We start from the raw sequence: 24,189 nt of genomic DNA, 5'->3' as shown, positions 1-24,189 counted from the left end.
TCCAAGAGCATCAAACGTCTTTATTATTAGACGCTAGCCCACGAGATCCAGGGCCAGCGACATTAGAATTAGACGCATCTACACCGCTAGTTCTAGTTTCAACCTGACCTACATGTTTTGCAGTGCCAGTAGAACCTGAAGCATCTGCCATCGGCGCCTGCGGCGTATAAGGCTGCCCCGTCGCCGGATCCTTGCCCATCTGCCCAAACGCCGAGTACGCCGTGAACTGCCCCAGCGTCCCCTGGAAGAACGCCGCCGCCATCGGCGGCGACGTCACGATCAACGTCGTCAACACCAACCCGATCCCTCCCTGCTGCAACGCCATCCCGCTCACCCCTTCCCCCGTCCCACCCGTCACCGACCACTTCGCCAGAAAACCCGTACCCACCACCCCGACCACCTTCGTCGCCAAACTCACCGTGAAACTCAGCACCGACAACGAGAACACCGTCCCGATCCCGTACATCAGCCACTTCTGGAACAACGACTTCGTCGCATCGAACAGCAAGCACAGAATGAACAATGGACCAAATCCCACGAACAACGCCATCGCCAGCTTGTTCAACAGCAGCAGCGATCCCCCCACCACCCCGGGACCGGCCATCCCCAACCCCGTGAACAACCGCGCCTGGTCTTTCTTCTGACTCAGATCCGCGTCGCCGCCCGTCTGGATCTGGTCGATGCTCGTCAGCGCCACCTGCATCAAAAACAGGTTCCTGTCGATCGCCTCGTACGGACTGCGCGTGTCACCGGTCACCGTCTTCACGATCGCGCTGCTCAGCCCGTCGGTCAGCTTCCAGTACAACCCGCTCATCAGACCATCGCTCTGGCTCGCACCCGGCCTGGCCGCCGACACCATGCTCATCGCCACTCCAATGATCAGCACCGCTCGCAACGCCGTCACCACCAGGTCCATCGCGATCTCTCGCGACTGGCCCGTCACCACGCGGTAACCCTTGAACAGCACCCATAGCGTCAGCGCGCTCATCGCCGTCACCGTCACCCACCACGACATCCGGATCACCCAATGCCTACCGCGACATCGCGACCGGCTCCCTCGACGCGACCTGCTGCGTCTGGGCCTGCCGCTGTACTTCCTCGGCCATCTGCCGCGTACTCTCCTGCAATGGCTGCGCCTGCGCCTGTTCGCGATCCACGTACACCCGATGCATCGCCGGATCATTCAACCCGCACTGCACCGCGATCAGGCCGCGCCCGTCCTTGTTCGCCACCACATGGTCGATCCGATCCAGGCCGCTGACCTTGGCCTCCAACGCCATCTGCCCGGCCGCCTGCTCCAATGCCTGGCGATTGGCAAAGCCGCCGCGCTCGCCAAGCTTTTCCAGCGCGCGCACGGCGCCGGCGTACAAGGCGTGCTGCGGGTGATGGGGATCCGATAGCAACGGCGTCGCAGCCTGTTGCAAGGGCGCAGGCTGCGCCACTGCCTGGTCCAGCGCCGCGCGGGTGTTGCGGCCGACGATGCCGTCCACCTGCAAGCCATGCTCACGCTGGAACTGCTCCACGGCGTGGCGCGTGTTCGGACCGAAGTCGCCATCCGGGTGCAACGGTGCGCCGGCGCGGCCGGTCTGGCCGAGTTGCGCTAACTGACTTTGCAGCTCATGTACGGACTTTCCATGATGCCCTTGTTCAAGTTTAACGATATCATTCGAACGATGTATCTGATATGTTGTTTCAACAAGCGGCCCTTGCACGGGTTGACTCGACTGATAAGCCTGCTTTAGATTCGTTACAGTCTCAGCATAGCCAGAATACCTATCCATCTGCCGTCCCATGGCCGCATAAGCTTGGGCATTGGTAATATTTCCATCACCATACAGGGAGGCATTTCCCCTGATGACCTGAGCACTCAGCACGCTGCTCACCTTGGCATCCGGATGATCATGCACTGCTTGAAGGAATCTGGAACCGTCACCGACACCCAAGTTATGCATTGCATAAACATCCGCCACAACGTCCTCTCCGTCATATCGAGCAGCACGATCAATATTATCGCGTGTAAACTCAGCCAACATCGCAGCTTGTAGACGAGTATTTTGGCGCAATTCTGGCGAATTCGCCTGCGCACGAGTGAGATTCACAGCATTCTCAACACCATACTTTTCACCATAGGTATTGATCATCTGCTGCCAAGTGCCATCCAAGAATTGGCCATATCCATAGGCGGACGAGATTGCCATTGTCCCGTCAAACTGCCTCACGGTATTATTATTTGGATTACTGATAGCTATCGGCCTCGCTTGCGGGTTAAAACCTGATTCAAAACCAGCAATTTTGATCATCACGGCTGGATCTATACCAGCATCTCGCGCAGCATCTTCCAATTCTTGACGATGCTCAGCCCATCGCTCATCGATCCTTTCCATAAAACGACCCTCCTATGATATCTCATTAAAATTCTTAAGGTTTCCAGGGATAGAACCCCTGTTTTTCATCATAAGCGACCAAACGAGTCTCTAACACACTATCGCCCCGACTTAGAGTGACTTTTAGTGGATACATTCCTGCCACTACCTCACCATTACGCTCAACTTCTAAAGTATTGCTTTCGCCCGGTGAATTCTCGCGGACACGCGGAATGTTTGATACGTCACGAATTTTGCTACCTATCGGCACTTGAAGTGAATAGTGAGTCGCTTGTATTCCTTGCCACACACCGCCCATAGTAGACAACCAACCATAACGACTAGGCCCGACTTCGATCAGCTTGCTATCAAGGCAACCACAATCACCAGCCTGCCCCCTATCAATTGCAGGATTAGAGGCAACAACTCTCCATTTTTTTCCGGCACCTACCTCAATCAAAAAAAGCCCCTCCAGACCAGGCTCGACTTGAGAATATATTTCAGCTTGCGGATCGCTATAAGCTTGCAAATAAATCATAATGCCGCCATCAGCATTAATAGCTTCAGGCTTGGCGGCAATCATGCAATATTCTATTGAATCTCCACCTGTCTGAAAGGAATGATGCCAACAGCCTCGCGATGAATCGAATTTATTACGTCCATAGACAGAATCCAGCACCGCTTTTACGATAAATTCAAGCGAATTCGAATCAATTGAAACCTGTTTGAGAGAATTCTCTGTCGTAATTGAAACTGCATCCACGCTAATAGCATGCTTTTTATTGCCCCCCACTCCCTTACTTTGATAAACAGGGACATCTTCATTCTGCTTCTGGCAAGACAACAGAAAAGAAGAAAAGCTGACAACAAGCACAAATAATAATTTTCGCGACATGAAATTCAACTCGTTTTGCCCATAATTTATTTAATAAACAAAATCCTACTCGCCAAATTAAAAAATTCCATATGAAATTGCCGTGTGCGAACCCATATTAAAAACATGATCACAATCACAATTATCAATTAAAACAAAATATGTAAAATTCCTGCATTAAATAAAAGCGTAACAAATATAATTTAATTGAATTTCGTCTATTCATCTCATTTCGACAGATAGGTCAGAACAATACCCTCCAAAGATTCTTAGCTAACTCGATAACCAAAAATTAGAAATTCAATATTTTCTAAACACCGAATCCGTGCATTCAGCAAACAAGGCCGAACACTGCGTCGCCGATTTTTTTTGACAATCACCTACGGCTCTTTTACTAGCAGTAGCTTCATCTTTCCCAGTATTGGTGTAGATTCCACGACCACCTGCCCCAGCAACAGCGATACACTGATTGAAATAAGTTGCATCCACGCTACAATCAGAAGCCCCCGTGGAGAAACATCTATTCAAAGCATCTTGGCGTGCTTCATTTTCAGTAAACTTTCCTTTGCTTGACCAAGCACCATGCGCTTGATTGGAGCTAACCAATGCTCCCCAAGTTTTAATCCATTCTCCTGTCGGACGGGGCGGTGCTGCGCTCTGGTCATCAGGAAGACATTGCGCTCCTCCTGCCTGTACCCCAACGGGGCAGCCCGTTTGAGCAAAAATTTCCTGAGAAAGAAAAATTGCTGCAACGACAGTCAAATAGAAAGTATTGTTTTTGATAGAACTAAATTTTGTCTTCATGAGCACCTCTAGTCCCGGGGCGGGCTACTTGGTTTTGCTCCCCACCGACCCTGTTCATATTCGCGTAATTAGTCGTTTCCTTAGAGCCTATATCGCCTGGATTCGTATGACCAATTCTAACCGGCGCCTGCGGCGTATAAGGCTGCCCCGTCGCCGGATCCTTGCCCATCTGCCCAAACGCCGAGTACGCCGTGAACTGCCCCAGCGTCCCCTGGAAGAACGCCGCCGCCATCGGCGGCGACGTCACGATCAACGTCGTCAACACCAACCCGATCCCTCCCTGCTGCAACGCCATCCCGCTCACCCCTTCCCCCGTCCCACCCGTCACCGACCACTTCGCCAGAAAACCCGTACCCACCACCCCGACCACCTTCGTCGCCAAACTCACCGTGAAACTCAGCACCGACAACGAGAACACCGTCCCGATCCCGTACATCAGCCACTTCTGGAACAACGACTTCGTCGCATCGAACAGCAAGCACAGAATGAACAATGGACCAAATCCCACGAACAACGCCATCGCCAGCTTGTTCAACAGCAGCAGCGATCCCCCCACCACCCCGGGACCGGCCATCCCCAACCCCGTGAACAACCGCGCCTGGTCTTTCTTCTGACCCAGATCCGCGTCGCCGCCCGTCTGGATCTGGTCGATGCTCGTCAGCGCCACCTGCATCAAAAACAGGTTCCTGTCGATCGCCTCGTACGGACTGCGCGTGTCACCGGTCACCGTCTTCACGATCGCGCTGCTCAGCCCGTCGGTCAGCTTCCAGTACAACCCGCTCATCAGACCATCGCTCTGGCTCGCACCCGGCCTGGCCGCCGACACCATGCTCATCGCCACTCCAATGATCAGCACCGCTCGCAACGCCGTCACCACCAGGTCCATCGCGATCTCTCGCGACTGGCCCGTCACCACGCGGTAACCCTTGAACAGCACCCATAGCGTCAGCGCGCTCATCGCCGTCACCGTCACCCACCACGACATCCGGATCAACAGCGACCATTGGAAATAGTCGATCTCGTCACGCAAGAAATTGTTGATGAGCGTGAAGAACGCGTAGTTTCCTATATTCTGTAAAAAATCCATGACTGCTCCATGATGCGATATGTTCGCCGCTGAACGTTACTGCTGTGGACCGGCGCCCGTTCGAAAGGAACCGGAACAAGACCGATTATTTCTCGATACTCAGTCTTTGGAAGCCGTCCGGACGCGATGACTTGGCGGTCTCCAATGCCCCGGCCATCGCCGCTCCGCCGACCAGCTTGCTGGCAAAATCGCTGAGTCCGGTAAACCCTTCGAACAAGCTGCCGCCTCCCGTGGTCGTCGCGGACGGCGCCTTCTTGCCGTTCATCGCCGCCCATGCCCCGGCCGACTGCACCTTGGTCAGGTAGGCCAAGCGCTTCTCGTAGGCGAACATGGCCGATTCGGTCTGTTGGCGATCGATGTCCATCAGCGTCTTCAGCGCGATCAGTTTGTTGGTGTTGTCTTCGAGCTTGCCGATCTCTTCCGCCTTGATGCCTTGGCGCTCTTTTTCGATCGCGCGCAAGCGTTCCAGCCGCTTCGCCGTGATGTCGTACATCGCCACCATGTAGTTGAACTGCGAATTGCGGGTGCGCTGGATGAGTTCGCAGGTCTGCTGCTGTTCCTTGGCAACGGGCGTACCGGAGGTCGTGCTCGCACAATCGGAAACGCCGTCGTTGTCATCGGCCTTTACCAGCTTCTCTTTCGGCTTCTCGACTTCCTCGCCACTCGGTTTTTCACCGGTGCTTTTGCCAATGAGGTTCGCCTTGTGGATTTCATCAAGCTTGTCATGAAGCTTTTCGGTATTTTCCTCATTCTTTTTGATTTGCTCATTGTCGATCACCTCCCACTGGGCGAGCGCTGTAGCAGGCGCCAACGCGCACAGCGCAACCGCAGCAACGATGATCCGGAAGCGATTGGAAGCTTTCATAGTCATGTCCATAGACCCCTCTCAACACTGAACTTGGAGAAACAGCCGGCTATTCCCATGGCCTGGGCAGCCCATCGTCAGATGACGGCGGCAGCACCCCGGCTATCGGAAGGCGAAGATTTGGCAGAGGCCGATTTTCCGGAACCCTTGCGCCTGGCGTAAAACTCGCTCAGCCACTGTTCGGGCCGCAGATCGTCCGGCGCCACGCCATGCTCCTTGGCTTTCCGTTCGAGCACTTGATGCATGATTTCGATATTGTCGGTCGAGGCGGAAATGACGGCCAGCGCATCGTCCATGCCGCGCAGATTGAGCTGGCAGACCGACGAGCCATGCCCTTGTTTGACCAGGAAGCAACGCGAGCGTTCGTCGAGGTTGACGACCACCTGGTACTCGGCTTCGGTCAGTTTGAGCCCCTCGATGTAGTCTTCCTTGCTCGCGTTCGGGTTCGGCAGCAGGATCATGGTGGCGGTCTGCTCGACCAGCGCCGCGGAAATGTCGCTGGCCAGCGCATCCTCGGGGCTCTGGGTGGCGAAGATGCCCAGGCCATTCTGCTTACGAATGGTCTTCTGCTTGTTCTTGGCGAATTCCTTGAGGCCGCCCTTGCCGTCCAGGATCTTCCAGAATTCGTCCATGACGTAGATCAGCGGGCGCCCGTCGATCAGGGCCTCCAGCCGGTGCAACAGGTAGTTGACGACCGGGACGCGCACTTCCGGGTTGTCGATGACGTCGGTGTAGTCGAAGCCGATGATGCTGGCCTTTCCCAGGTCGATGGTGTCGGCCGGGTTGTCGAACACCCAGCCGTGCGAGTTGCCCGCGGTCCACTTGCGCATGCGCGCATACAGGCCGTCGTCGCCCATGTTGGGCAGGCTCTTGCGGAAGTTGGTCATGCTGCGCAAATGCATCGGCGTATCCAGCATGCCTTCCACGCCGCGGAAGATGTCCTCTTCCTCGCGCGAGGTGTACTCGAGCTTGCCCGCCAGGACCTTGATCAGGTCGGCCAGGAACTGCACGTTGGCTTCGCTGCGCTCGCATTGGAACGGGTTGAAACCGGTAGGCCGGCCGTTCTCCAGGGCGAGGTAGTTGCCGCCGCAGGCGCGGACGAAGATCTCGGCGCCGCGGTCCTTGTCGAAGAAGAAGATGGTCGGGATCGGGTCGAATTTCTGCACCTGGCTGAGCAGGAAGTTGATCAAGGCGGTCTTGCCCGTACCCGACTTGCCGATGACCATGGTATTGGCGATCGCCTTTTCGCCCAGCGAGTTCTCCGCCGGGTGCGTGGCGTGGAAATTGAAGTAGTACGGCTGGCCGTTGGTGGTCTGCAGCGTGGTGACGCATTCGCCCCAGGGATTGTTGTCGCGCTTGCCCTGGGCGAAGTTGTGCAATGGCGACAGGCCCAGGAAGTTCAGCGAGCTCACGTTGGCCAGGCGCGTACGGTATTTCCAGTTGCCCGGCAGCTGCGCGTAGAAGGACGATGCGATGGCCAGGTCCTCCTTGGTGGAGACGAAGCCGGCATTGGACAGCTCGGCACGGGTGGTCGCGATCTGCTGCGACAGTTTTTCCTGGGTGTCGGCGTAAACGGCGACGGTGAAGTGGTACTCGCCCAGCACGAAGTTGCCGGACGACAGCTGGTCCATCGCCAGGTCCAGTTCGTGGATCTGGCTGACCGCCTTGTCGCCCGAGGAGATCATCATGCCCTTGGTGCGGTCCAGCACCTTCAGCGCGTCGTGCCGGCCCATGGGGCTGAAGGAATGGGTCACGACATATTCGAAGTCCAGGTATTTCAGGCCGTTGAGGATGCCGGGATAGGTCGCGTCGGTGTATTCCTTGATGTTCAGGATGGCGCCGAAGTGATTGACGCCATCGGGGGTCTTGATCACGTAGTCGCCGGTCTTGTTGGCGAACATGTGCTTGCTGACCGGCAGATAGGCCGGCACCGGCGCCTGCAGCACGGGCACCGGCTCGTCGATCCGGTTGATGAGGTAGCCGAAGAACTCGAGCGCTTCGGAGAACGCCACGCCATTGCTGGCTTCGTACATGCTGAGCCGATAAGGCGAATAGTCCTTCAGCACCGCCTCGACGTTGCCGGCCATCTCGAGAACCTTGGCGATCGACTGGTTCTGCTCGGTTTGCAGCTGCGCGATATTGGACGATTTGTCCATCAACCGTTTGCCGGTGACGACGGGGCGGTAGATCATGGTCAGATACAACTCGTTCTGCATGATCTTTTGCGACGAAAGCGCGCCGTAGTAGTGCTCCGAGAGCGCCTGGTTGAATGCTTGGTGGAACTTGCCGTTCGACTTGATGCGGCGGCGGCGGCGCACGTCGTGCACCCAGAAGGCGACATTGGCGAAATCCGGGGCGCGCAGGGTCTGCAGCATCCGGTTGAATGTGTTGTGGCGATGCTCGATCTCCCACTCCTCGCGGCCGACGAACGGCAGCCCTGCCAGATGCCAGGTCAGCATGAAGTCTCCTCCCGTCGTCTTGAGCACCGACGGTGCGACGTGCGTGGAGATGGTGATGAACTCGCTGATCGAAGTGTCTGGAATGAACATAGTGGGATGACTCTGAGTCCATTGCGTCTTGCCAAGGCCCGACTCGTACGAGGCGGGAACAGTCGAACAATCATTCGCCTACATGAACGGCATATTGCATAGCGGTGCGGAAGACCGAACAACCCCATGCATGAACCGAGCATTCGTGCATGGGGCCGAGGCCGTCACGCCCGTCGACCTACGGCTTGGCGCCTGGGACGTTCCTCCGGTACTCGTTGGGAGAAAACACCCACATGCCGCCGTAGCGCTGCAGGTTGCACACACGCATCCTGAACAGCCAGCGCAATCCGAGCATTCTGAATATCATCTCGTCGCGCTTGGTCATCTGCTGCATGATGAAAATGATCACCGGGATGAGCAGCAGAAACCACAGATCGAAGTAAATGCCCATCAATAAGCCGCCGCCCGCACCGATGAAGAAGGGAATATAGGGCACTCCCAGGAACATCGCAGGACGCGTGCAGCCACGGAAGAGCACGTTCTTATGCATAGTGCTGGATGGCCTGCATGACCAGGGATCCGGTGCTCTTGATGCACGAGGTCTGGCCGGTATCGCCGATCAGCATGTTGGCCAACTGGCCAGCGGCACCGATCAGCACGCCACCGATCAGGATCGGCGAAACTTCGGAGATGCGCTTGTGCGCAAACGCGATCTGGTATCCGGCCACGATGACGGCGATGGTCACCACCGCGACGGATCCCATGTTCAGGATATTGTTGACGTTGCTCAGGAAGCCACAGACCTTCTTATCGGCACCGGCATAACCACTTGTCGCCATCGCGACGTTGGCGGCCAGCAGTGCTATTACGAACAGCATGGATTTCAGCGCCGCCATGCCAGCAACGTTTGTGCCGGCGGATATTTCAATCTTATTGAGCTTCATAACATATCTCCTGATTTTGAACAGCGAGTGGTCGAAAATGTCATTTCCATGACGGCACTACTTTGGCTGGCTAGAACACAAAAGCCCCGTCGCCAGCGGCCGGCGGCGGAGAATTCGAGCCAGGGACATCCGCTCCCACGATAGGCTGCGGCCTATTCGCGGAAGCATGCGAAGCTGGACCGGCTCCGCCACCAGCAGGTACCGCCATTCCTTTGCCGGCGCCTGTCGGCCGTATCACATAGAGATCCGGATCGGTCGCAGCCGCTTGCGCGGTCTCGCCGGCAGGCCGTGCCGCAGCGGCCGCCGGATGGAGCACCGACGGCTGCGGCTGCGAGGCCAACCCGTCGGCCAACTGGTTGGCTGCCTGGATGCGCCGCGACACCACCGAGTCGAGTTCGCGCACGACCGACGCCCTCGCCGCTTCGGTGGCGGCGCGGCGCACGCCGGACGACACCAGTGGAATCGCTCCCGCAGGAATGTCGGCCTGCGCCCTGCCCTGGTTGATGGAGGCGTAGACCTTCTGCACATAGCCATGCCTGTAGCCGGTCTCGAAGTTGCCCGAGTAGTAGCAACTGAACGACTTGCCCCAGTTGCCGCCCGAACGGCCATGACACTCGGCCAGGATCCTGGAGGCGGCCTGCAGGTTGGGGCAGGTCTTGAACGCCTTTTCGTAGGAGTCGAGCCCGTATTTCAGGAGGTTGTAGCGGTTGACCTGGCCCAGGCCGAGCGAGAAGTTGTAGCCCTTCGCCTCGAGCATCCGCGCGGTGGCGACGGCCTCGGCGATGTTTTGCGGCTGGCGCACCAAGCGGCCGCCGACCACGCCGATCGCGAGCGGATTGTACGACGATTCGACGCGCACGACGTGCTGCATCACTTCAGCCGGAACCGCCATTTCGGGGCAGCTCAGGAGTTCCATGCCTGGCAACATTCCGTCACACTCCTTTATCCATCGACTTAGCGGCAAGCAGCCAACGAGTCGCAGATGACGCAAATCAATCGTGTTCGAAGGGAACCCCAAAGTCAATCCACGGCGGCGCCCGCATCACTTCGGTGAATATATTCATCAATGCCCATGAAGCGTCCGCTCCGGGTCGAAATCGATGCCGGTGATGTAGCGACGGCCGGCATGCGACTTGATGTGCACCACGATGTCGATGGTCATCATCAGCAATCGCTTGATGACCGAAAACTCCAGCCCCGAGCCCTCGGACGAGGCTTTCACCATCAGCGCCAACTGGTCCCAGGTCTGGCCGATGCTGCCGGCATGGCAACTGGTGATGGAACCAGGATGGCCGGATGCGCAGTTCCGGATGAAGTAGAACGATTCGTCGCCGCGCAGCTCCGCCAGGATGATGCGATCGGGCTTCATGCGCAGGCAGGCCTCCATGCAGCTCTTGGCGGTCACGTTGCTCGTACTTTGTCCGCCTTTCGAATAAAGCAAATGCACCGAATTGGGCTGGCTGATGAACAGCTCACGCGCATCCTCGATCGTCACCAGACGCTCTTCATTGGGAATGTGATTCACCAACGACTTCATGAACGTGGTCTTGCCGCTGCCGGTGGCGCCGGCGACGACGACGTTCTTCTTGAACAGCACCGCCTTCTTGAAGAACTCGGCGTAGTTTTTCTCCCGTCGCAACTCCAGCAACTCACGATCCTGGTCGCTGGCACCCATTTCCTGCTCCAGGATCTCATCGAAGAACCCGTCTTCCTTGTATTGTTCAAGCGTCTTGGTGTGCTTGGACGGCAGGCGGATCGTGATCGACACCTTGCCTGCATCGCAGGCAGGAGGGATGACGAATTGGGCGCGCTGGCCGGTCGGGAAGGTCAGCGACACCACCGGATCGGTATCGGTGATGCGCTGGCCGGTATTGCTTTCGTTGACCACGGCGGTACAGAACTGGCGGGCCCGATCGAAGGTCAGCGACGGGATATCCATTTTCCGCCAGCCGCGCAGCGTCTCCAGGTACAACTCGCCGGGACGGTTGATGCAGATTTCCGTGACGTCCGGCGAATTCAGATAATCCAGGATGCCCAGCACCGAATACTGGTAATCCAGGAAATCCGTGGAGATCTGCGCGGTCGGCGAGTCGTCGAAAGTCACGGCGAGGTCCTTGCGCGATCAACGCGGCAACACGGCGGTGAAATCGACGTCTTTTGCCACATAGACGCTGACCACGGTGCCTTGATTGATGGTCACGGTGGCGGGCCGGCGACGTTCCAGCGCCTGGTCCGCCAGCCGCTGGATGGACTGCGCCGTATTGCTCTCGAACGGTTGCTCGGTGACGATTCCAGAGTTGAGGCCGACCGTGGTGGTCGAAGGCCCGTTTTCAGCCGCTGCCCATTTGAACGCGTCGCTGAGCATGCTGATCATCAACGCGGACGAGATCCGGCTGCCCCAGTGCGCATTGTATTGGCCCGGATGCCCCGCGCTGCCCAAGTTGTCGATGCCAGGGCCCAGCAGCGTGACATCGATCCCGGTCGGCGTGGTGATGCGATCCCATACCACCTGCATCCGCGGACCGGTGGGCTCGATCGCACCGTATTGGCCGAGGATCTTCGAACCCTTCGGCAGCAGCAGGCGCCTGCCGTTGATGGAGTAGACCGGCTCGGTGACGATGCAGGACGTGAAACCGGGGAAATCGGTGATGATCCGCGTCTCGAGCACGCAGCGGATGTAGGTGCCGCGCACCAGCAGGCCGTCGGGATTTGCGATGGGCTTGGCGGAAGTCTCCTGCTCCTGCGCCTGCGGCGCGGTGCCCGGCTGCTGACCAGGCAATATGCCGCCCAGCCCCTGTTGCGCGCCGCCGGCCGGCTCCTGCATGCCCGCCATGCGCCGTTCGAGCAGCGACGGCCCACGTTCCTGGCGCGTGGGCGCAGCCGACATCTCGTTGTCGGTCGGCAGCGGCGGCAGCGGCGGCAGGCTCGGCTGCTGCTCCAACGCCACCGGTTCTGCCGTCTGTGTCGGCAACGGCGCGGCCGTCTGGGTCTGCGGCAGCGCAGGCGCGACGACCGCCTCCTGCTTCGGCTTTGGCGGCGGTTGGTTGGAGCCGGTGCCGCTGAACAGCCAGAGAATGACGACGGTCAGCAGCAAGGCGATGGCGGCGAGGAACACAAGCGCCTTGCGGTTGAGCTTCTGGACGTCGCTGGAACGCAGCACCGGCTCGTTGGCATCGAGATCCGGATCGGCAGCCTGGCGCTGGCGGGCGAAATAGGGATTTTCGTTGCCCACATCGCCTGCTTGCGGAGCGCGCGGCCGTTCGTGGCCGTTATTTTCGTCAGACGGAGGTATGTTCGAGTTCACTTTTGCTTATTCCTACGCAAGCCGACAACATTCTTGCCATGGCGGACAACCAGGAAAGGATAGGTTCCGTGGACGATCAGGGCATTGCCCTCGACTGTGGTATTGACCAGAAAATCCTCGTCATTCTCTTTTTCGCGACCGAACACGGCCGGGAAATTGCCCGTCGGGAAGCGCGTCAGATCCATCTTGATGTAGGTGAACTTGCCGTCGTCGTAGACGCTGTTCGGCACGATCCAGGTCTGCTTCGAACGTGTCGAATAGTCGTAGTCGAAATAGTAATGGCGCCCCTTGGAGAGACGGGTATCGAGCTGGGACTCGTCCTTCACCTCCTCGCTGGCGGCAGCGAAGCTGGTGTCCTTGGGATAGGTGAAGGTCACCTTGTATTGCACACCCGCCTGCTTGGCCTGCTCCAGCCGCTGCCAATCCGTGGCGACAACCTTCAATTCCAGGATATAGGAATGGGTCGCCGTACGGATCATCATGTTGGTGTCGACGTCGACGTTCTTCGGCTTCAGGTAGAACACGTTCTCGCGGCGGCTCAGTTCCCAGCCGCTGGTAAACCCGGTGCTGTAGTCGAGGATCTTCTCGTTCGGGCTGAGCTCGACCTGTGTCGTGATCCCCAGGCCGGTCCGCACCTGGTAGATCCTGTCGGGTTCGTACTCATATTGTTGAACCACCTGCGCCGAGGCAAGCGGCGCAAACAAGGCCGATGCCAGCATTGCGGCACATGCCGAACCGGTTTTCGTCATGAAACTCATCGAACGTTCGCTCCATTGCCATTGTTCTGGGGTGCAACGTTGGGCGTGGGCGCCGCGGTGGCCGGCTGCATTCCCGGATAGGCCGGCGCGCTGACCGGGGTGCGCGGCGGGATCTGCTGCTGGGGAGGCAATCCGCCATTCGTCCCGGGCGCTACCGGCTGGCCCGGCGGCCCTGGCAGCGGCTGCGCCGGCGCCTGTCCGGGCGCGAGTTGCGGCTGGCCGGCCGCGGCGGCTGGCGCCTGGAACGCTTGCGGCGGCGGCGCAGGGATTGCCGCGTAGTCGTTGTCGACCCGGTAATCGGTGACCTGGAAGCCCAGCGGGTTCTGCACGCGAAGTTCCTCCTTCATCATGAGATTGGCGCTGTATCGAAAACCCATGATCGCGAACTTATTGTCCAGCAGCGTCGTCTGTCCGGTCTTCTTGTCGTAGACGCTGCGCTGGAAGCGGACATTGGCGCCGGTGTACGGCTTGCCGCCGCCGCCAAGCAGGGTGATGCTCAAGATGTTCACGCGAATGGAGCGGACCTTGCCATAGGTGTAGTACGGCGACGCGGGATTGTTGGGCGAATGCAGCGACTGGTACTCGCTGCCCACCGCGGTTTCTGATGGCGCCATCGAGAAGACCAGACTCCAGTCGTTCAGCCCCATAATCTCGAAATCGTAGGACTCGCGGGCGGTGATGAAGCGGGCCACATTGCTCCTGGCCAACGCCTCGCTGGCGGTGATGCTCTGGACATCGGCGGGATTCTCCAGCACCGATACCGTCGAGGTCCCGGTGTACGCATCGGCCATCACCAGATAAGGCACCTTCTCCTTCAACGGCAGCATGTAGTAGTAGCCGCCTCCCAGCAGCAGGCACATGACGATCGCGCCGAACGCAATCCACCATGCGCGGCGCTCGCTGCGCCGCGCCAGATCGGCGATGCTGACCTCGTAGTCGACAGCCTTTGCAACCGCCTTGTTGACGCTTTCGCTCTCAATTGGTTTTTTACCGAACATCAGACTTCACCGGGTTACGTAACATGGCTGCGGCGGCATGCGATGCCCCCGAGGTAACGTCACTTCGCCTTGCCATCGCCGGCCGGCGGCGGGGTCCGGCTCAGCGAAGAAGAGGATGGCTGCACGAGAATGCGGTTGCCCGCGGCGGAGACGGTGACGCCTTCCTGCGCATAGACCAGGCTGAGCTCGGCGACCGCCTGCTGTATGCTCGTGGTATTGAGCTTGGCTACCGGCGCATAGAGGGTGTAGTCGGACTGGATGCTGTATGCCAGCTCCATGTTCGAGTCCTTGGCCCAGCGCTCGAGCATCGTCTTCAGGGTGCCGTCCATCGGCACGGCCTGGTACACGTACGACGAGTACAGCGGGATCTCCATCGTCGACTCGGAGAACCGGTTGACCGGCTTCCACCTGCCGCGGAAATCGGGCGCTGGCTTGGTCGCGCAGGCGCTCAACAGCGCAACGGTGCCCAGGGTGGCGATCAGCCGAAACATATGTGTTCTTTTCACGCGAGCCTCTGAATTGCGGAAACATTTGTCGATGGGCGGTCGGCAGGCAGCCGACGGTCAGAGAACTGCAGGTTTCGCCACAGAGAAGGCGCGGTGCGGCGCGCGGCGGACGCTCGCGTCCGGCGACGCGGTCTGCGGCCACGCGAGTTGCGCACAGGGGCGTGCTCCCGAAGACGGACGACGTCCCGGAACAGGTATTCAACACCGAAAAAGACTGAATTTGATCGCAAACTCTCCATGTCACCCTCGCGTGCGTCCTGAGAACCCACGCCCCCCTGTTTCTATTGCCAATAGTCCTAATTGCCAATTGCACCGCACCAACGCCGCGAGAATGTGCCGCAGCGCATGCTCTCGTCAAGCATTTGGCAAAAAAACGTTCAGTTCATCTGAATTGACAGTAATTTTGTGACTCAATTCGCATTTCTTCAGGCGGCAATGTCGGCACGTCGACCCTCGGCAGCAATCTGGCGGTGAAGCGGCGGTCCTTGTAGTACTTGATCTTGTGGCATTTGACCGGATGCGCGATGCCTTCGTACAGGAACACTTCGTGGTCGTTGCCCATCGCCTTCAGTTCCTGCGGCAGCATCAGCGCCCTCTCTTCGGATACGCTGCGGGTCACGTCCTTGCCGCGCGTGAGGTTCTGGCGACGGAAGGTGGTGCAGCCGAGCATCTCGGAGTCGTCATTGGCACCTTGCTGCTCGCGCGCAGCGTAGAGGATCTGCAACGCATGGTTGGCGATGATGGTGCGCGACACGTCCTTGCCATAGGTCGCATCCCGCTGCGCCATGCTCTGGATGATCGGCAGAAATCGCCAATGCGCGGGCGAGGCGGGCCGATGGGGACGCTGAACGCGAGGCGGCCAAGGCGATGATCGCCGATGCTGGGCAGGCGGCAGCGCCGGGGGCGGTGCTGACGCGGGGAGCGGACAAGGGCGATGACGCAGCCGCGCTCATCCAGGCGCTGGACGAACCGAAGCTCGTGCCGCATGTGGCGCAGAACACGTCAGGCCGGCGTTCGGCGGCGGCAGACGCGGTGGCGGCCAGCGAGGGCCATGCGCGCTCCCGGCGCAAGGGCAAGTTGATCGAGCAGGGGGTCGGCTGGGCCAGGGCCGTGGGCCGGATCCGGCAGGCGATGGCGCGCGGTCCGGGGGTCAGTTCAATCCCAGGGCGATTCACTGCGAACAGCACCAGGTATTGCGGATGCAGCGCCTGGACCGCCGCCAGCGATGTGGGCAGGCTCGCGGACGCGGCCGCGGCGAAGGTCGCGGCCAGTTCCAGCGACAGGTACTCGGGCAACCCCGCGAGCTGCGCGCCGGCCGGCGCGGCCTGGCCGATCAAGGCCGCCTGCTTGTCGGCGAAGGCGGCGAAATCGATCGGCGCGCCGACCGGGTGCTTGGCGACGGCGATCTTCATGCGGCGGGCTCCAGCGGCCGGGTCCAGAAACTCAAGGTATGCATGAGCTGGCCGCGTTCAAGCTCGTCCCACGGCAACTGCATGCGCAGCGACGGCTGCGGCCGGTAGCCGCGCTTGCGCCAGAAGCGGTCGTTGCCGCGGTCGCCGGGCGGGCGCCGCGGATCGCCGGGATCGCGGTCGACCGTGCAGAACGCGGCCGGGCGGAAGCGCCGAGCGCGCGCATGCGCCTTGCGATGATCGAAGAAGGCATTGCCGACGCCGCGCCCGCGATACTCCGGCAGCAGGACCGATTCACCGAAATAGAACACGTCCGCGACCGCGATGGCGCTGCCGGCCAAGGCCGCGCCGAACGCCTCGGCGGCGTCGCCGAGCGGCAGCCCGGTGCAAGCGCCCACCACCCATCGCGCCAGCACGAGCACGCTGCCGGGCGAAGCGGCGTGGCGGACAGGTGATCGCGCTCGTAGTCCAGGTCGCCGGCTTACAGGTAGGGCCAGTCGCAGAACACCGCGATGCGCAGCGGCGCCACTGTGTCCAGGAACGGGGCGATCTGCGCATCGCGCAGGCGCAGGCGCTGGATGCGGAGCGTCCATCCGTGGACTCTACCGCGGGCGTGCCCATCGCGCGGCCGGCTTGGCGAGCGCCTGGCCGGTGTTCCTTGCCATCATCCTGGTCCCGGCTGAGACCGACCCTGTCGGGGCTGAAGCCCCTCCCGCAGGGAACCCGGCCGACTCCTGCATGCCCTGTAGAAGCGGTTTCAACCGCGACGGGCGAAGCGGCGGGCGCTGCGGCGCCTCGCACCGCGCGGGCCGATGACGCGAGGCGCTCGGCACCGGCCGCAAGGCAGCGGCCGCGGCATCAGCGCAGGAAGCGCACTTCGTCCACCTCGACTTCGGCGGAACGCAAGCCCTTGTCGAATTCGCCCAGCAGTTCGACCTCGGCCCTGTCGTCGAACGAACGCCCGGCCGGCAGCCGGTGCGCATCGATTTCGACCTTCATGCTGCCGGTCGCGTCGCGGAAGGTGTAACGGTCGCCGCCGTCGTGGGAGACGATGCGCCCGCGCAGCACCACCGGTTGTTCGTCCTTGCCCTGGTCCAGCAGTTGCTTGACCGTCGTCACCGGCACGCTGTTGGGCCCGGTGTACTGGGCGGCGGCCTGGCCCGCGGCGAGAACCGCCAGAGCGGTGACGGCGAGGGTGGAGAGAATGGTCTTGCGCATGGAGTGCTCCTTCGGTTCGAGATCATGGCCGATCGCCATGGACGCCATTGGAACGCCCGAACCTGAAGTGGATCTGATGCCAGGCGCCCGCGATTCAGGCAGGCGCCCTGCGCTGCGGCAGTTCGATCCATACCGACAGGCCGGTGCCCTCGCCGCCGCAGGCGAACCGCAGTTGCCCGCCGTGCAGGGCGACGATGCGCTCCACCAGCGACAGGCCCAGTCCGCTGCCCTGCCCGGCGTTGCCGAGCACGCGGAAGAAGCGCTGGGTGAGCCGGGGCAGGTCGCCCGGCGCCACGCCGGGGCCGTCGTCGCGGACCACGATGTGCACCGCGGCGACAGCGCCGGCGGCACTGCGCATCTGGCTGGCGTGGATGCGCACCTGACCCTCCACCCTGCCGTAGCGCACCGCGTTGTCGAGCAGGTTGCGCAGCACGCTGCGCAACAACGAGCCATGCGCCCAGACCGTGTCGGCGCCGACCGCCGCATGCAGGCCGATGCGCTTGGCCGCCGCCGCGGCGGCGACGTCGGCCAGCGCCGCATCGACCAACGCCGGCAACGCCACCCACTCGCAGGGCAGGCTGCCGGGGCGCTGCGGATCCAGCCGGGCCAGCATCAGCAGGTTGTCCACCAGCGCGGTGGCACGGTCCACGTCGCCGCGCAACAGCGCCAGATCCTGGCGCTGCGCGGGATCCAGCGCCGCCGCGTGGCGGCGCTGCAGCAACTGGATCTTCATGCGCAGGCCCGCCAGCGGCGTGCGCAGCTCGTGCGCCGCATCGGCGGTGAAGCGGCGTTCGGACTGCAGCGCCTCGCCCAGCCGGGCGAGCACGCCGTTGAGCGCCTGCACGATCGGGCGCAATTCGTCGGCCTGGCCGGCCGCCGACAGCTCCTTCATATCCTGCGGCGACTGCCGGCCGATGTCCTCGGCCAGGCGCTCCAGCGGCCGCAGCTGGCGGCGGATCACCCACCAGTTGAGCGCGGCCAGCAGCGCCAGCAGCGCCAGCGCCGGCCACACCAGATTCTCGGCCATGTCCCCGAGCAGTTCGGTGCGCTTTTCCAGCGGCTGCGCGACCTGCACGTAGATACCCTGCGCGCGGGCGTGCAGCACGTGCACCCGCCACAACCGCCGCGCGCGGCGCACGGTGCTGGTCGCGTCGTCGCCGTGCACCTGTTGCGGCGGCACGAACGGCTGCACGGGAACGTCCGGCGAGCGGCGCAGCACCGTACCGTGGCGGTCGACGATCTGATAGTACAGGCGCACCCCGCCGCCGGCGTCCGCCGCGCGATCGCCGTCCGCGGACTGCGCCGCGCCGTGCAACAGGCCCGGGCCGAAGGTCGCGACCAGGCGCGCGCCTTCTTCCAGCGCCTCGTCGAACACGTCGCTGGCCTCGCTCCAGGCCACGCCGACGATGATGCCCAGGCTGACCAGCCAGCACACGATGCTCGAGCCCAGCGTGGTGGCGATCAGCCGCCGGCGCAACGAATAGCGCGGGTCGGCCGCGTCCGACGCACGGTCGCGGCGCCGCCCGTTCACCCCTGCGCTCCCAGGCAGTAGCCCTGGCGCCGGATCGTGCTGATCAAGTCGCTGCCCAGCTTCTTGCGCAGATGCGAGATGTGCACCTCGATCGCGTTGCTCTCCACTTCCTCGCCCCAGCCGTACAGCGCATCCTCGAGTTGGTCGCGGCCGACGATATGCCCCTTGCGCGCCAGCAGCGCGTGCAGGACCGCGTACTCGCGCGCGGTCAGGGCCACCGCCGCGCCGCCGCGGGTGACCCGCTTGGCGACCGGGTCCAGCTGCACCTCGCCGTGGCACAACACCACGCTGGCGTTGCCGTTGCTGCGGCGCAACGCCGAGCGGATGCGCGCGGACAGCTCTTCCAGGTCGAACGGCTTGACCAGATAGTCGTCGGCGCCCAGGTCCAGGCCCTGCACCCGGTCCTCCAGCGCGTCGCGCGCCGTGATCATCAACACCGGCGTGGTCAGCCGCGCCGCGCGCAGCGTGCGCAGCAGCGTATCGCCGTCGAGTCCGGGCAAGCCGCGGTCCAGCAGCACGCATTGGTAGGCCTGCGCCTGCAGCGCGGCACGCGCCGCGTCGCCGCGGGTCAACCAGTCCACGGTGTAGCCGTCCAGCTTGAGCCAGGCGCGCAGCGTGTCGCCGAGCGAGGGATCGTCTTCTACCAGCAGGATGCGCATCGGGGAACGCTAGCCGACAAGGCTTAAGGATAGTCTGATCAACGCGGTCGGAGGATGAGGCAAGCCATATCGACCACGCCCACGGCGCTCAGACCCTCGGTTTTTCGCCGTTTCCGGCGCATTTCCGGGGTATTTCCCGGATTACAGGCACACCCTCCCCACGACAGGCAGCAACTGCTTTCGCTTCAGCCACAGGTTCGACAGCGCAAACAGCGTCAGCACTTGCGCCGTGTTCTTCGCCAGGCCGCGATAGCGCACCTTGACGTAGCCAAACTGGCGCTTGATCACCCGGAACGGATGCTCCACCTTCGCCCTCAGGCTGGCCTTGGCGTGCTCCCAGCGCTGTGCCCACTTCAATTCGCGCTTGCTCTTGATCTGCTTCAGCTTCGAGGGCTTCTCCGCGATCAGATAGCGCAGCTTGCGCTTGCTCGCCATCTCCTCGCGCTTGGCCAGCCCGGTGTAGCCGCTGTCGCCGCATACCGTGTCTTCCTTGCCGTGCAGCAGCTTGTGCGCCTGGGTGATATCTGCGGCGTTGGCCGCCGTGCATTCCAAGTGGTGCACCAGCCCGGACTCATCGTCCACGCCGATGTGCGCTTTCATCCCGAAGTAGTACTGATTGCCCTTCTTGGTCTGGTGCATTTCCGGGTCGCGCTCGCCGTTCTTGTTCTTGGTCGAGCTGGGCGCGGCAATGATCGTGGCGTCCACGATGGTGCCGCCGCGCAGGCTCTGGCCCTTGCGCGATAGGTGCGCGTTGACCCGGTTGAACAGCGTGCGCGCCAGATCGTGCGTCTCCAGCAACCGGCGGAAGTTGAGGATCGTGGTCTCGTCCGGCACCTCATCCAACCCGCCGATCCTGGCGAAACGGCGCATCGACGCCGTGTCGTACAAGGCTTCTTCCGCGCCCGGGTCGCTCAGTGCGTACCACTGCTGCAGAAAGTGGATGCGCAGCATTGTCTCCAGCGGGTACGGCTGACGGCCCGGATGGCCCGACTTCGGATAGTGCGGCGCGATCAGCGCCAGCAGGTCTTTCCACGGCACCACCTGATCCATCTCGGCCAGCAACCTTTCGCGCCGCGTCTGCTTGCGCTTGCCGTTGTACTCCGCGTCGCCGAAAGACAATTGCATCGTCGTTGTCCTGTTGGGCTTTGTACGATTGTCGCAGGATCAGAGGGAGTTGTTCAGACCATCCTTAAGGGAATCTGATCGCGGCCACTCTACGCCGCGCCCGCCACCGCGGACAGTCCGGTGCGGCGAACACTCACTGCTGGTGGACGAACACCCGCTTCGCCATCTCCCCGGCGGCGGCCACGACACCGCGCCAGGCGGCCGATTCGAGCAGGACCAGGGTCGGAGGCATCCACCATTCCGCGGTCCTTGACGGCCGCGATGCGCACCGCGCTGCCGGCGGCGTAGGCCGCGCCCTGCGCCGGCAGCGGGCACGCATCCAGGCAGCGCTTGCGGCTTGCGCCCGCCCAGAACGGGTACGTGGAAGTCCCGGTGGTGCACACGGCCGGGCCGAAGACGCGCTTGGCCACCCGCCGATCGCCGCTGCGCCGCTCCACGTCGCCCCTGGCCGAGGTCCAACGCCCGCTGCCGGCGACGCAGGCAGCCGACATGCCCGCCAACGACGCCGCGACGAGCAAGCGGCAGGCGCGGCACGGCGCCGGGGCACACGACGCACCGGGACGACAAGCAGCACATGAAGGACAGGTGCGGCATCCGCCTACGCTAGCACCACGCAGCGTCCGGCGCATGGCTGCGCGGCGCGGCGCCCCGTACACTGCGCCGATGAACTATCGCCACGTCTACCACGCCGGCAACCATGCCGACGCGCTCAAGCACACCGTGCTGCTCGCGCTGATCGATGCGCTCAAGCGCAAGGACAGTCCGTTCTTCGTGCTCGATACCCATGCCGGGCGCGGCCGCTATCTGCTCGCCGCCAGCCAGGCGCGCAAGACCGGCGAGGCCGCGGCCGGGGTGCTGAAGCTGATGGGCCAACCCACCTTGCCCGAGGTGCTGGAGCGCTACCTGCGCGCGGTGCAGGCCGACAATCCGGTCGGCGCGAAAGATGCGAGTCCCTCGCAAAAGCCCGCTCGTCCATGTGCGGGGATTCAATTGAATCACTACCCTGGTTCGCCGTTGCTGGTCGCCCAGGCGATGCGCGGGCAGGACCGGCTCGCCGCCTGCGAACTGCAGGCCGAGGAGGCGGCCGAGCTGAGCGCGCTGTTCGCCCACGACCGCCGCGTGCAGGTGCATGCCGGCGACGGCTATGCGGCGATCAAGGCATTCGTGCCGCCGAAGTCCGGCGCGGCCAGGATCGGCCGCGGCGTGGTCCTGATCGATCCGCCCTACGCGGCGCAGGACGCCGAGTATCCGCTGGTCGCCGCGGCCCTGCGCGAGACCCTGAGCCGCTGGCCGCAGGCGATGTGCGCGGTGTGGTACCCGATCAAGCAGCGGCGCAGCCTGCAACCGTTCTTCCGCAAGGCCGCGGCGATGCCGGCGAAGGCGGTGCTGCTGGCCGAGCTGCAGGTGCGCCCCGACGATTCGCCGCTGCGGCTCAACGGCAGCGGCATGCTGCTGCTGAATCCGCCGTGGCAGTTCGAGCAGGTGCTGGCGAGCGCGCTGCCGGCGCTGAAGACGCATCTGGGCGAAGCGGGCGCATCGACGCGCCTGGAGTGGTTGAAACGCGAGGAGTGAAGCGGTGCGCGCGGCGCAGAGTCAATAGCAATCCCAGTTGTAGGCGACCGGGCTGAAATCGCCGCGGTGCAGGTCGGCCGGATCGATGAAGAAGTCGGCGATGCCGCTGTCGCCCCACATCATCGCCTGGTCGCTGTCCAGCTGCAGCCGCAGGACCTGCGCATCCTGCGGCTTGCGCGGATCCTCCTGGGTGAACTCCGGTAGCCGCCGAGCTCGCGCCCGCTGCGATCCAACGCGTCGTACAGCGCCTCGTCCACGTCGTCCTGCGGCAGCGTGCGGCGTAGGCGGCGGCCTCGTCCAGTAGCCGGCCCAGCGCCTGCTCGACGTGCACGTCGCTGCTGCCGACGGTCTGCTCGCCGACAGTGGAATGCATCGCCCGCGGATGCGCCGGATCGAACGGCAGCGTGTCGCCGGCCGGCAACGGCAGCTCGGCCTGCCGTGCCGACGCCTCGGGCCGCGACCAGCACACCACGCGTAAATTGCGTTGCGCGCTCAATGCGGCCAGGTCGTTACCGTCATCCAAATGGGTGCCATAGAAGTCGTCGCTGCCGATGCAGAACTGCAGGATGCCTTGCGTGGGATAGCCGCGCAGCGTCGGCATTTCCGCCGGGTCGACCTGCGCCAGCCGCGTCAGCGGCTGGCCGCGTGCGTCGCGCAGGTACGCTTTGTCCGCGGTCCAATACGGGCGCCCGCCAACCTTGCTGGCCAGGCGATCGTCCTGCGCCATCGGCTGCAAGCGCAACTGCGCCTCCGGCTTGCGCGTGGCATCCAATCGTTGCCGGCAGGGCGCCAGTACCGCGTCCACCCGCACCCGCGCCGCGGCGCCGGGCGGGGCGACGGCGCGACCGGCGGCAGCGGCGCCTGCAGCAGCTGATTGCCGCAGCCGGCCAGCGTGTGCACGGTCTCGGCGAGCATCGCGCCGAAGCCGGTGGCCAACGCGGCAGCGCCCTTGGCCAGGGCGATGGGCAGGTTGGCGCCAAGCGCGAAAAAAGGCGCGCCGCGAATCGCCGCTGCCCGACATGGCCTATCCTCATTCAAAATCGCCGCATGGGCAGGCAAACGCGGTGAGCGCTGCGTTCACGGCATCCGCCCTGGGTAATGCGAAAATCCAGGCTTCCTCGAGGATCATCCGGCCATGGCTACCCGCAACCGCATGCCTCCATGGCATGAAAACGTGACCCTGCCCAGCGGACGCGAGTTGCTGATCCGGCCGATCCGGCCGGAGGACAGCGCGCCGTTGCAGGGGGCGTTCGGCCTGCTCGGGCCGGACGAGATCCGCGTGCGCTTCCTGCATGCGATGCAGGAACTGACCGAGGACATGGCGCAGCGGCTGACCCACCCCAAGCCGAAGACGGAGCTGACCCTGGTCGCGGCCGAACCGCTGCCGCCGGGCGAAGCGGTGGTCGGAGCGGTGGCGCGCGCGGCGATCACCCCCGGTACCCGCGAGGCCGAGTACGCGATCCTGGTCAGCAGCTTCGTCGCCGGCCAGGGCCTGGGCCGGCAGTTGATGCGCAAGCTGGTCAAGTGGGCGCGGCGCAAGTACCTGGACCGGCTGTACGGCGACGTGCTCGAAAGCAACCTGCCGATGCTGCAACTGGCCGAGTCGCTGGGCTTCCAGCCGATGCCGCATCCGGACACGCCGGGGCTGGTGCGCGTGGTGCTGGAACTGGGCAACTAAAGCCC

General features: G+C 62.5%; 21 protein-coding genes and 6 pseudogenes. 3 read left to right on the top strand and 24 right to left on the bottom strand.

Annotated features, from left to right (window positions below; all coding sequences use genetic code 11):
• Nucleotides 1–10: 10 nt before the first annotated feature.
• From G4Q83_RS07370 to G4Q83_RS07295, 16 genes and pseudogenes are all read right to left on the bottom strand, one after another.
• Nucleotides 11–1,018 (bottom strand): annotated as a pseudogene (locus G4Q83_RS07370) (TrbL/VirB6 family protein); the annotation flags it as partial.
• A gap of 13 nt (nt 1,019–1,031) precedes the next feature.
• Nucleotides 1,032–2,384: an XVIPCD domain-containing protein gene (locus G4Q83_RS22535; protein WP_221893115.1), complete on the bottom strand. Its 1,353-nt coding sequence runs from the start codon at nt 2,382–2,384 to the stop codon at nt 1,032–1,034.
• A 34-nt stretch (nt 2,385–2,418) separates the two neighbouring features.
• Complete coding sequence (locus tag G4Q83_RS07360) at nt 2,419–3,258, bottom strand: hypothetical protein (RefSeq protein ID WP_246432313.1); 840 nt, start codon at nt 3,256–3,258, stop codon at nt 2,419–2,421.
• Between the two features lie 279 nt (nt 3,259–3,537).
• A complete protein-coding gene (locus G4Q83_RS07355) occupies nt 3,538–4,041 on the bottom strand; it encodes a DUF4189 domain-containing protein (RefSeq protein ID WP_128421917.1) in 504 nt (167 codons plus the stop codon).
• Nucleotides 4,025–5,128 (bottom strand): TrbL/VirB6 family protein, encoded by a 1,104-nt coding sequence (locus G4Q83_RS07350; RefSeq protein ID WP_185817369.1) that lies wholly within the window; start codon nt 5,126–5,128, stop codon nt 4,025–4,027. Before G4Q83_RS07350 ends, G4Q83_RS07355 begins: the two co-directional genes overlap by 17 nt.
• 85 nt (nt 5,129–5,213) lie before the next feature.
• Nucleotides 5,214–5,999, bottom strand: coding sequence for a hypothetical protein (locus tag G4Q83_RS07345; RefSeq protein ID WP_386273468.1), 786 nt, complete (start codon nt 5,997–5,999; stop codon nt 5,214–5,216).
• 71 nt (nt 6,000–6,070) lie between these two features.
• Nucleotides 6,071–8,542 (bottom strand): VirB4 family type IV secretion/conjugal transfer ATPase, encoded by a 2,472-nt coding sequence (locus tag G4Q83_RS07340; protein ID WP_128421086.1) that lies wholly within the window; start codon nt 8,540–8,542, stop codon nt 6,071–6,073.
• 178 nt (nt 8,543–8,720) lie between these two features.
• Complete coding sequence (locus G4Q83_RS07335; RefSeq protein WP_128421087.1) at nt 8,721–9,032, bottom strand: VirB3 family type IV secretion system protein; 312 nt, start codon at nt 9,030–9,032, stop codon at nt 8,721–8,723.
• Nucleotides 9,025–9,426 (bottom strand): TrbC/VirB2 family protein, encoded by a 402-nt coding sequence (locus tag G4Q83_RS07330; protein ID WP_128421088.1) that lies wholly within the window; start codon nt 9,424–9,426, stop codon nt 9,025–9,027. The genes G4Q83_RS07335 and G4Q83_RS07330 overlap by 8 nt, the downstream gene beginning before the upstream one ends.
• A 70-nt stretch (nt 9,427–9,496) precedes the next feature.
• A complete protein-coding gene (locus G4Q83_RS07325; protein ID WP_185817368.1) occupies nt 9,497–10,342 on the bottom strand; it encodes a lytic transglycosylase domain-containing protein in 846 nt (281 codons plus the stop codon).
• Nucleotides 10,343–10,489: 147 nt separating this feature from the next.
• Nucleotides 10,490–11,530 carry a P-type DNA transfer ATPase VirB11 gene (gene virB11, locus G4Q83_RS07320; protein ID WP_128421090.1) on the bottom strand — a complete coding sequence of 347 codons (1,041 nt, stop codon included), beginning with the start codon at nt 11,528–11,530 and terminating at the stop codon, nt 10,490–10,492.
• Nucleotides 11,531–11,548: 18 nt separating this feature from the next.
• Nucleotides 11,549–12,730: a TraB/TrbI/VirB10 family type IV secretion system protein gene (locus G4Q83_RS07315; protein WP_128421091.1), complete on the bottom strand. Its 1,182-nt coding sequence runs from the start codon at nt 12,728–12,730 to the stop codon at nt 11,549–11,551.
• Complete coding sequence (locus G4Q83_RS07310; RefSeq protein ID WP_128421092.1) at nt 12,727–13,488, bottom strand: TrbG/VirB9 family P-type conjugative transfer protein; 762 nt, start codon at nt 13,486–13,488, stop codon at nt 12,727–12,729. The genes G4Q83_RS07315 and G4Q83_RS07310 overlap by 4 nt, the downstream gene beginning before the upstream one ends.
• Nucleotides 13,485–14,486, bottom strand: a complete 1,002-nt coding sequence (locus G4Q83_RS07305) for a VirB8 family type IV secretion system protein (RefSeq protein ID WP_128421093.1) — start codon at nt 14,484–14,486, stop codon at nt 13,485–13,487. The genes G4Q83_RS07310 and G4Q83_RS07305 overlap by 4 nt, the downstream gene beginning before the upstream one ends.
• Nucleotides 14,487–14,545: 59 nt before the next feature.
• Nucleotides 14,546–14,977: a hypothetical protein gene (locus G4Q83_RS07300; RefSeq protein ID WP_128421094.1), complete on the bottom strand. Its 432-nt coding sequence runs from the start codon at nt 14,975–14,977 to the stop codon at nt 14,546–14,548.
• Nucleotides 14,978–15,374: 397 nt separating this feature from the next.
• Nucleotides 15,375–15,803 (bottom strand): annotated as a pseudogene (locus G4Q83_RS07295) (type IV secretory system conjugative DNA transfer family protein); the annotation flags it as partial.
• Here G4Q83_RS07295 and G4Q83_RS23160 point away from each other — a divergent pair.
• Nucleotides 15,800–16,135: pseudogene (locus G4Q83_RS23160) on the top strand (IS5/IS1182 family transposase); the annotation flags it as partial. The pseudogenes G4Q83_RS07295 and G4Q83_RS23160 sit on opposite strands and share 4 nt — an antisense overlap.
• 32 nt (nt 16,136–16,167) lie before the next feature.
• On the opposite strand, the pseudogene G4Q83_RS07290 reads toward G4Q83_RS23160, so the two are convergent.
• The 6 genes and pseudogenes from G4Q83_RS07290 to G4Q83_RS07265 form a co-directional block, all read right to left on the bottom strand.
• Nucleotides 16,168–16,404: pseudogene (locus G4Q83_RS07290) on the bottom strand (nitrilase); the annotation flags it as partial.
• Nucleotides 16,401–16,981: pseudogene (locus tag G4Q83_RS07285) on the bottom strand (GNAT family N-acetyltransferase). The pseudogenes G4Q83_RS07285 and G4Q83_RS07290, both read right to left, overlap by 4 nt.
• A 278-nt stretch (nt 16,982–17,259) precedes the next feature.
• Nucleotides 17,260–17,658 carry a YgiW/YdeI family stress tolerance OB fold protein gene (locus tag G4Q83_RS07280; protein ID WP_211288328.1) on the bottom strand — a complete coding sequence of 133 codons (399 nt, stop codon included), beginning with the start codon at nt 17,656–17,658 and terminating at the stop codon, nt 17,260–17,262.
• Nucleotides 17,659–17,713: 55 nt separating this feature from the next.
• Nucleotides 17,714–19,150: an ATP-binding protein gene (locus G4Q83_RS07275; RefSeq protein WP_211288329.1), complete on the bottom strand. Its 1,437-nt coding sequence runs from the start codon at nt 19,148–19,150 to the stop codon at nt 17,714–17,716.
• Nucleotides 19,147–19,809, bottom strand: coding sequence for a response regulator transcription factor (locus G4Q83_RS07270; RefSeq protein WP_128421095.1), 663 nt, complete (start codon nt 19,807–19,809; stop codon nt 19,147–19,149). Before G4Q83_RS07270 ends, G4Q83_RS07275 begins: the two co-directional genes overlap by 4 nt.
• Nucleotides 19,810–19,950: 141 nt before the next feature.
• Nucleotides 19,951–20,934, bottom strand: a complete 984-nt coding sequence (locus G4Q83_RS07265) for an IS5 family transposase (protein WP_185817191.1) — start codon at nt 20,932–20,934, stop codon at nt 19,951–19,953.
• 663 nt (nt 20,935–21,597) lie between these two features.
• On the opposite strand from G4Q83_RS07265, the gene G4Q83_RS07260 reads away from it, so the two are divergent.
• Nucleotides 21,598–22,506 carry a 23S rRNA (adenine(2030)-N(6))-methyltransferase RlmJ gene (locus G4Q83_RS07260; protein WP_128420803.1) on the top strand — a complete coding sequence of 303 codons (909 nt, stop codon included), beginning with the start codon at nt 21,598–21,600 and terminating at the stop codon, nt 22,504–22,506.
• 21 nt (nt 22,507–22,527) lie between these two features.
• Here the strand turns inward: G4Q83_RS07260 and G4Q83_RS24060 are convergent, their stop codons facing one another.
• Entirely contained in the window at nt 22,528–22,647 is a 120-nt protein-coding gene (locus G4Q83_RS24060; RefSeq protein WP_386273465.1) for a DUF1963 domain-containing protein, read from the bottom strand.
• A 211-nt stretch (nt 22,648–22,858) separates the two neighbouring features.
• Nucleotides 22,859–23,233: pseudogene (locus G4Q83_RS24055) on the bottom strand (DUF1963 domain-containing protein); the annotation flags it as partial.
• Nucleotides 23,234–23,641: 408 nt separating this feature from the next.
• On the opposite strand from G4Q83_RS24055, the gene G4Q83_RS07250 reads away from it, so the two are divergent.
• Nucleotides 23,642–24,184 (top strand): GNAT family N-acetyltransferase, encoded by a 543-nt coding sequence (locus G4Q83_RS07250; protein ID WP_128420804.1) that lies wholly within the window; start codon nt 23,642–23,644, stop codon nt 24,182–24,184.
• The last annotated feature ends 5 nt before the right edge of the window (nt 24,185–24,189 follow it).

The sequence above is a fragment of the Xanthomonas theicola genome (assembly GCF_014236795.1).
Taxonomy (GTDB): Bacteria; Pseudomonadota; Gammaproteobacteria; order Xanthomonadales; family Xanthomonadaceae; genus Xanthomonas_A; species Xanthomonas_A theicola.
This window is presented reverse-complemented; position numbering and strand designations above follow the sequence as displayed.

Bases quoted from the DNA above. Each gene is read 5' to 3' on its own strand.
- G4Q83_RS07280 (WP_211288328.1), bottom strand. From the start codon at position 17,658: ATGGCGATCGGCCATGATCTCGAACCGAAGGAGCACTCCATGCGCAAG.
- G4Q83_RS07270 (WP_128421095.1), bottom strand. From the start codon at position 19,809: ATGCGCATCCTGCTGGTAGAAGACGATCCCTCGCTCGGCGACACGCTG.
- G4Q83_RS07325 (WP_185817368.1), bottom strand. From the start codon at position 10,342: ATGGAACTCCTGAGCTGCCCCGAAATGGCGGTTCCGGCTGAAGTGATG.
- G4Q83_RS07345 (WP_386273468.1), bottom strand. From the start codon at position 5,999: ATGACTATGAAAGCTTCCAATCGCTTCCGGATCATCGTTGCTGCGGTT.
- G4Q83_RS07330 (WP_128421088.1), bottom strand. From the start codon at position 9,426: ATGAAGCTCAATAAGATTGAAATATCCGCCGGCACAAACGTTGCTGGC.
- G4Q83_RS07355 (WP_128421917.1), bottom strand. From the start codon at position 4,041: ATGAAGACAAAATTTAGTTCTATCAAAAACAATACTTTCTATTTGACT.
- G4Q83_RS22535 (WP_221893115.1), bottom strand. From the start codon at position 2,384: ATGGAAAGGATCGATGAGCGATGGGCTGAGCATCGTCAAGAATTGGAA.
- G4Q83_RS07260 (WP_128420803.1), top strand. From the start codon at position 21,598: ATGAACTATCGCCACGTCTACCACGCCGGCAACCATGCCGACGCGCTC.
- G4Q83_RS07340 (WP_128421086.1), bottom strand. From the start codon at position 8,542: ATGTTCATTCCAGACACTTCGATCAGCGAGTTCATCACCATCTCCACG.
- G4Q83_RS07350 (WP_185817369.1), bottom strand. From the start codon at position 5,128: ATGGATTTTTTACAGAATATAGGAAACTACGCGTTCTTCACGCTCATC.
- G4Q83_RS07300 (WP_128421094.1), bottom strand. From the start codon at position 14,977: ATGTTTCGGCTGATCGCCACCCTGGGCACCGTTGCGCTGTTGAGCGCC.
- G4Q83_RS07310 (WP_128421092.1), bottom strand. From the start codon at position 13,488: ATGAGTTTCATGACGAAAACCGGTTCGGCATGTGCCGCAATGCTGGCA.
- G4Q83_RS07335 (WP_128421087.1), bottom strand. From the start codon at position 9,032: ATGCATAAGAACGTGCTCTTCCGTGGCTGCACGCGTCCTGCGATGTTC.
- G4Q83_RS07360 (WP_246432313.1), bottom strand. From the start codon at position 3,258: ATGTCGCGAAAATTATTATTTGTGCTTGTTGTCAGCTTTTCTTCTTTT.
- G4Q83_RS07250 (WP_128420804.1), top strand. From the start codon at position 23,642: ATGGCTACCCGCAACCGCATGCCTCCATGGCATGAAAACGTGACCCTG.
- G4Q83_RS07265 (WP_185817191.1), bottom strand. From the start codon at position 20,934: ATGCAATTGTCTTTCGGCGACGCGGAGTACAACGGCAAGCGCAAGCAG.
- G4Q83_RS07305 (WP_128421093.1), bottom strand. From the start codon at position 14,486: ATGTTCGGTAAAAAACCAATTGAGAGCGAAAGCGTCAACAAGGCGGTT.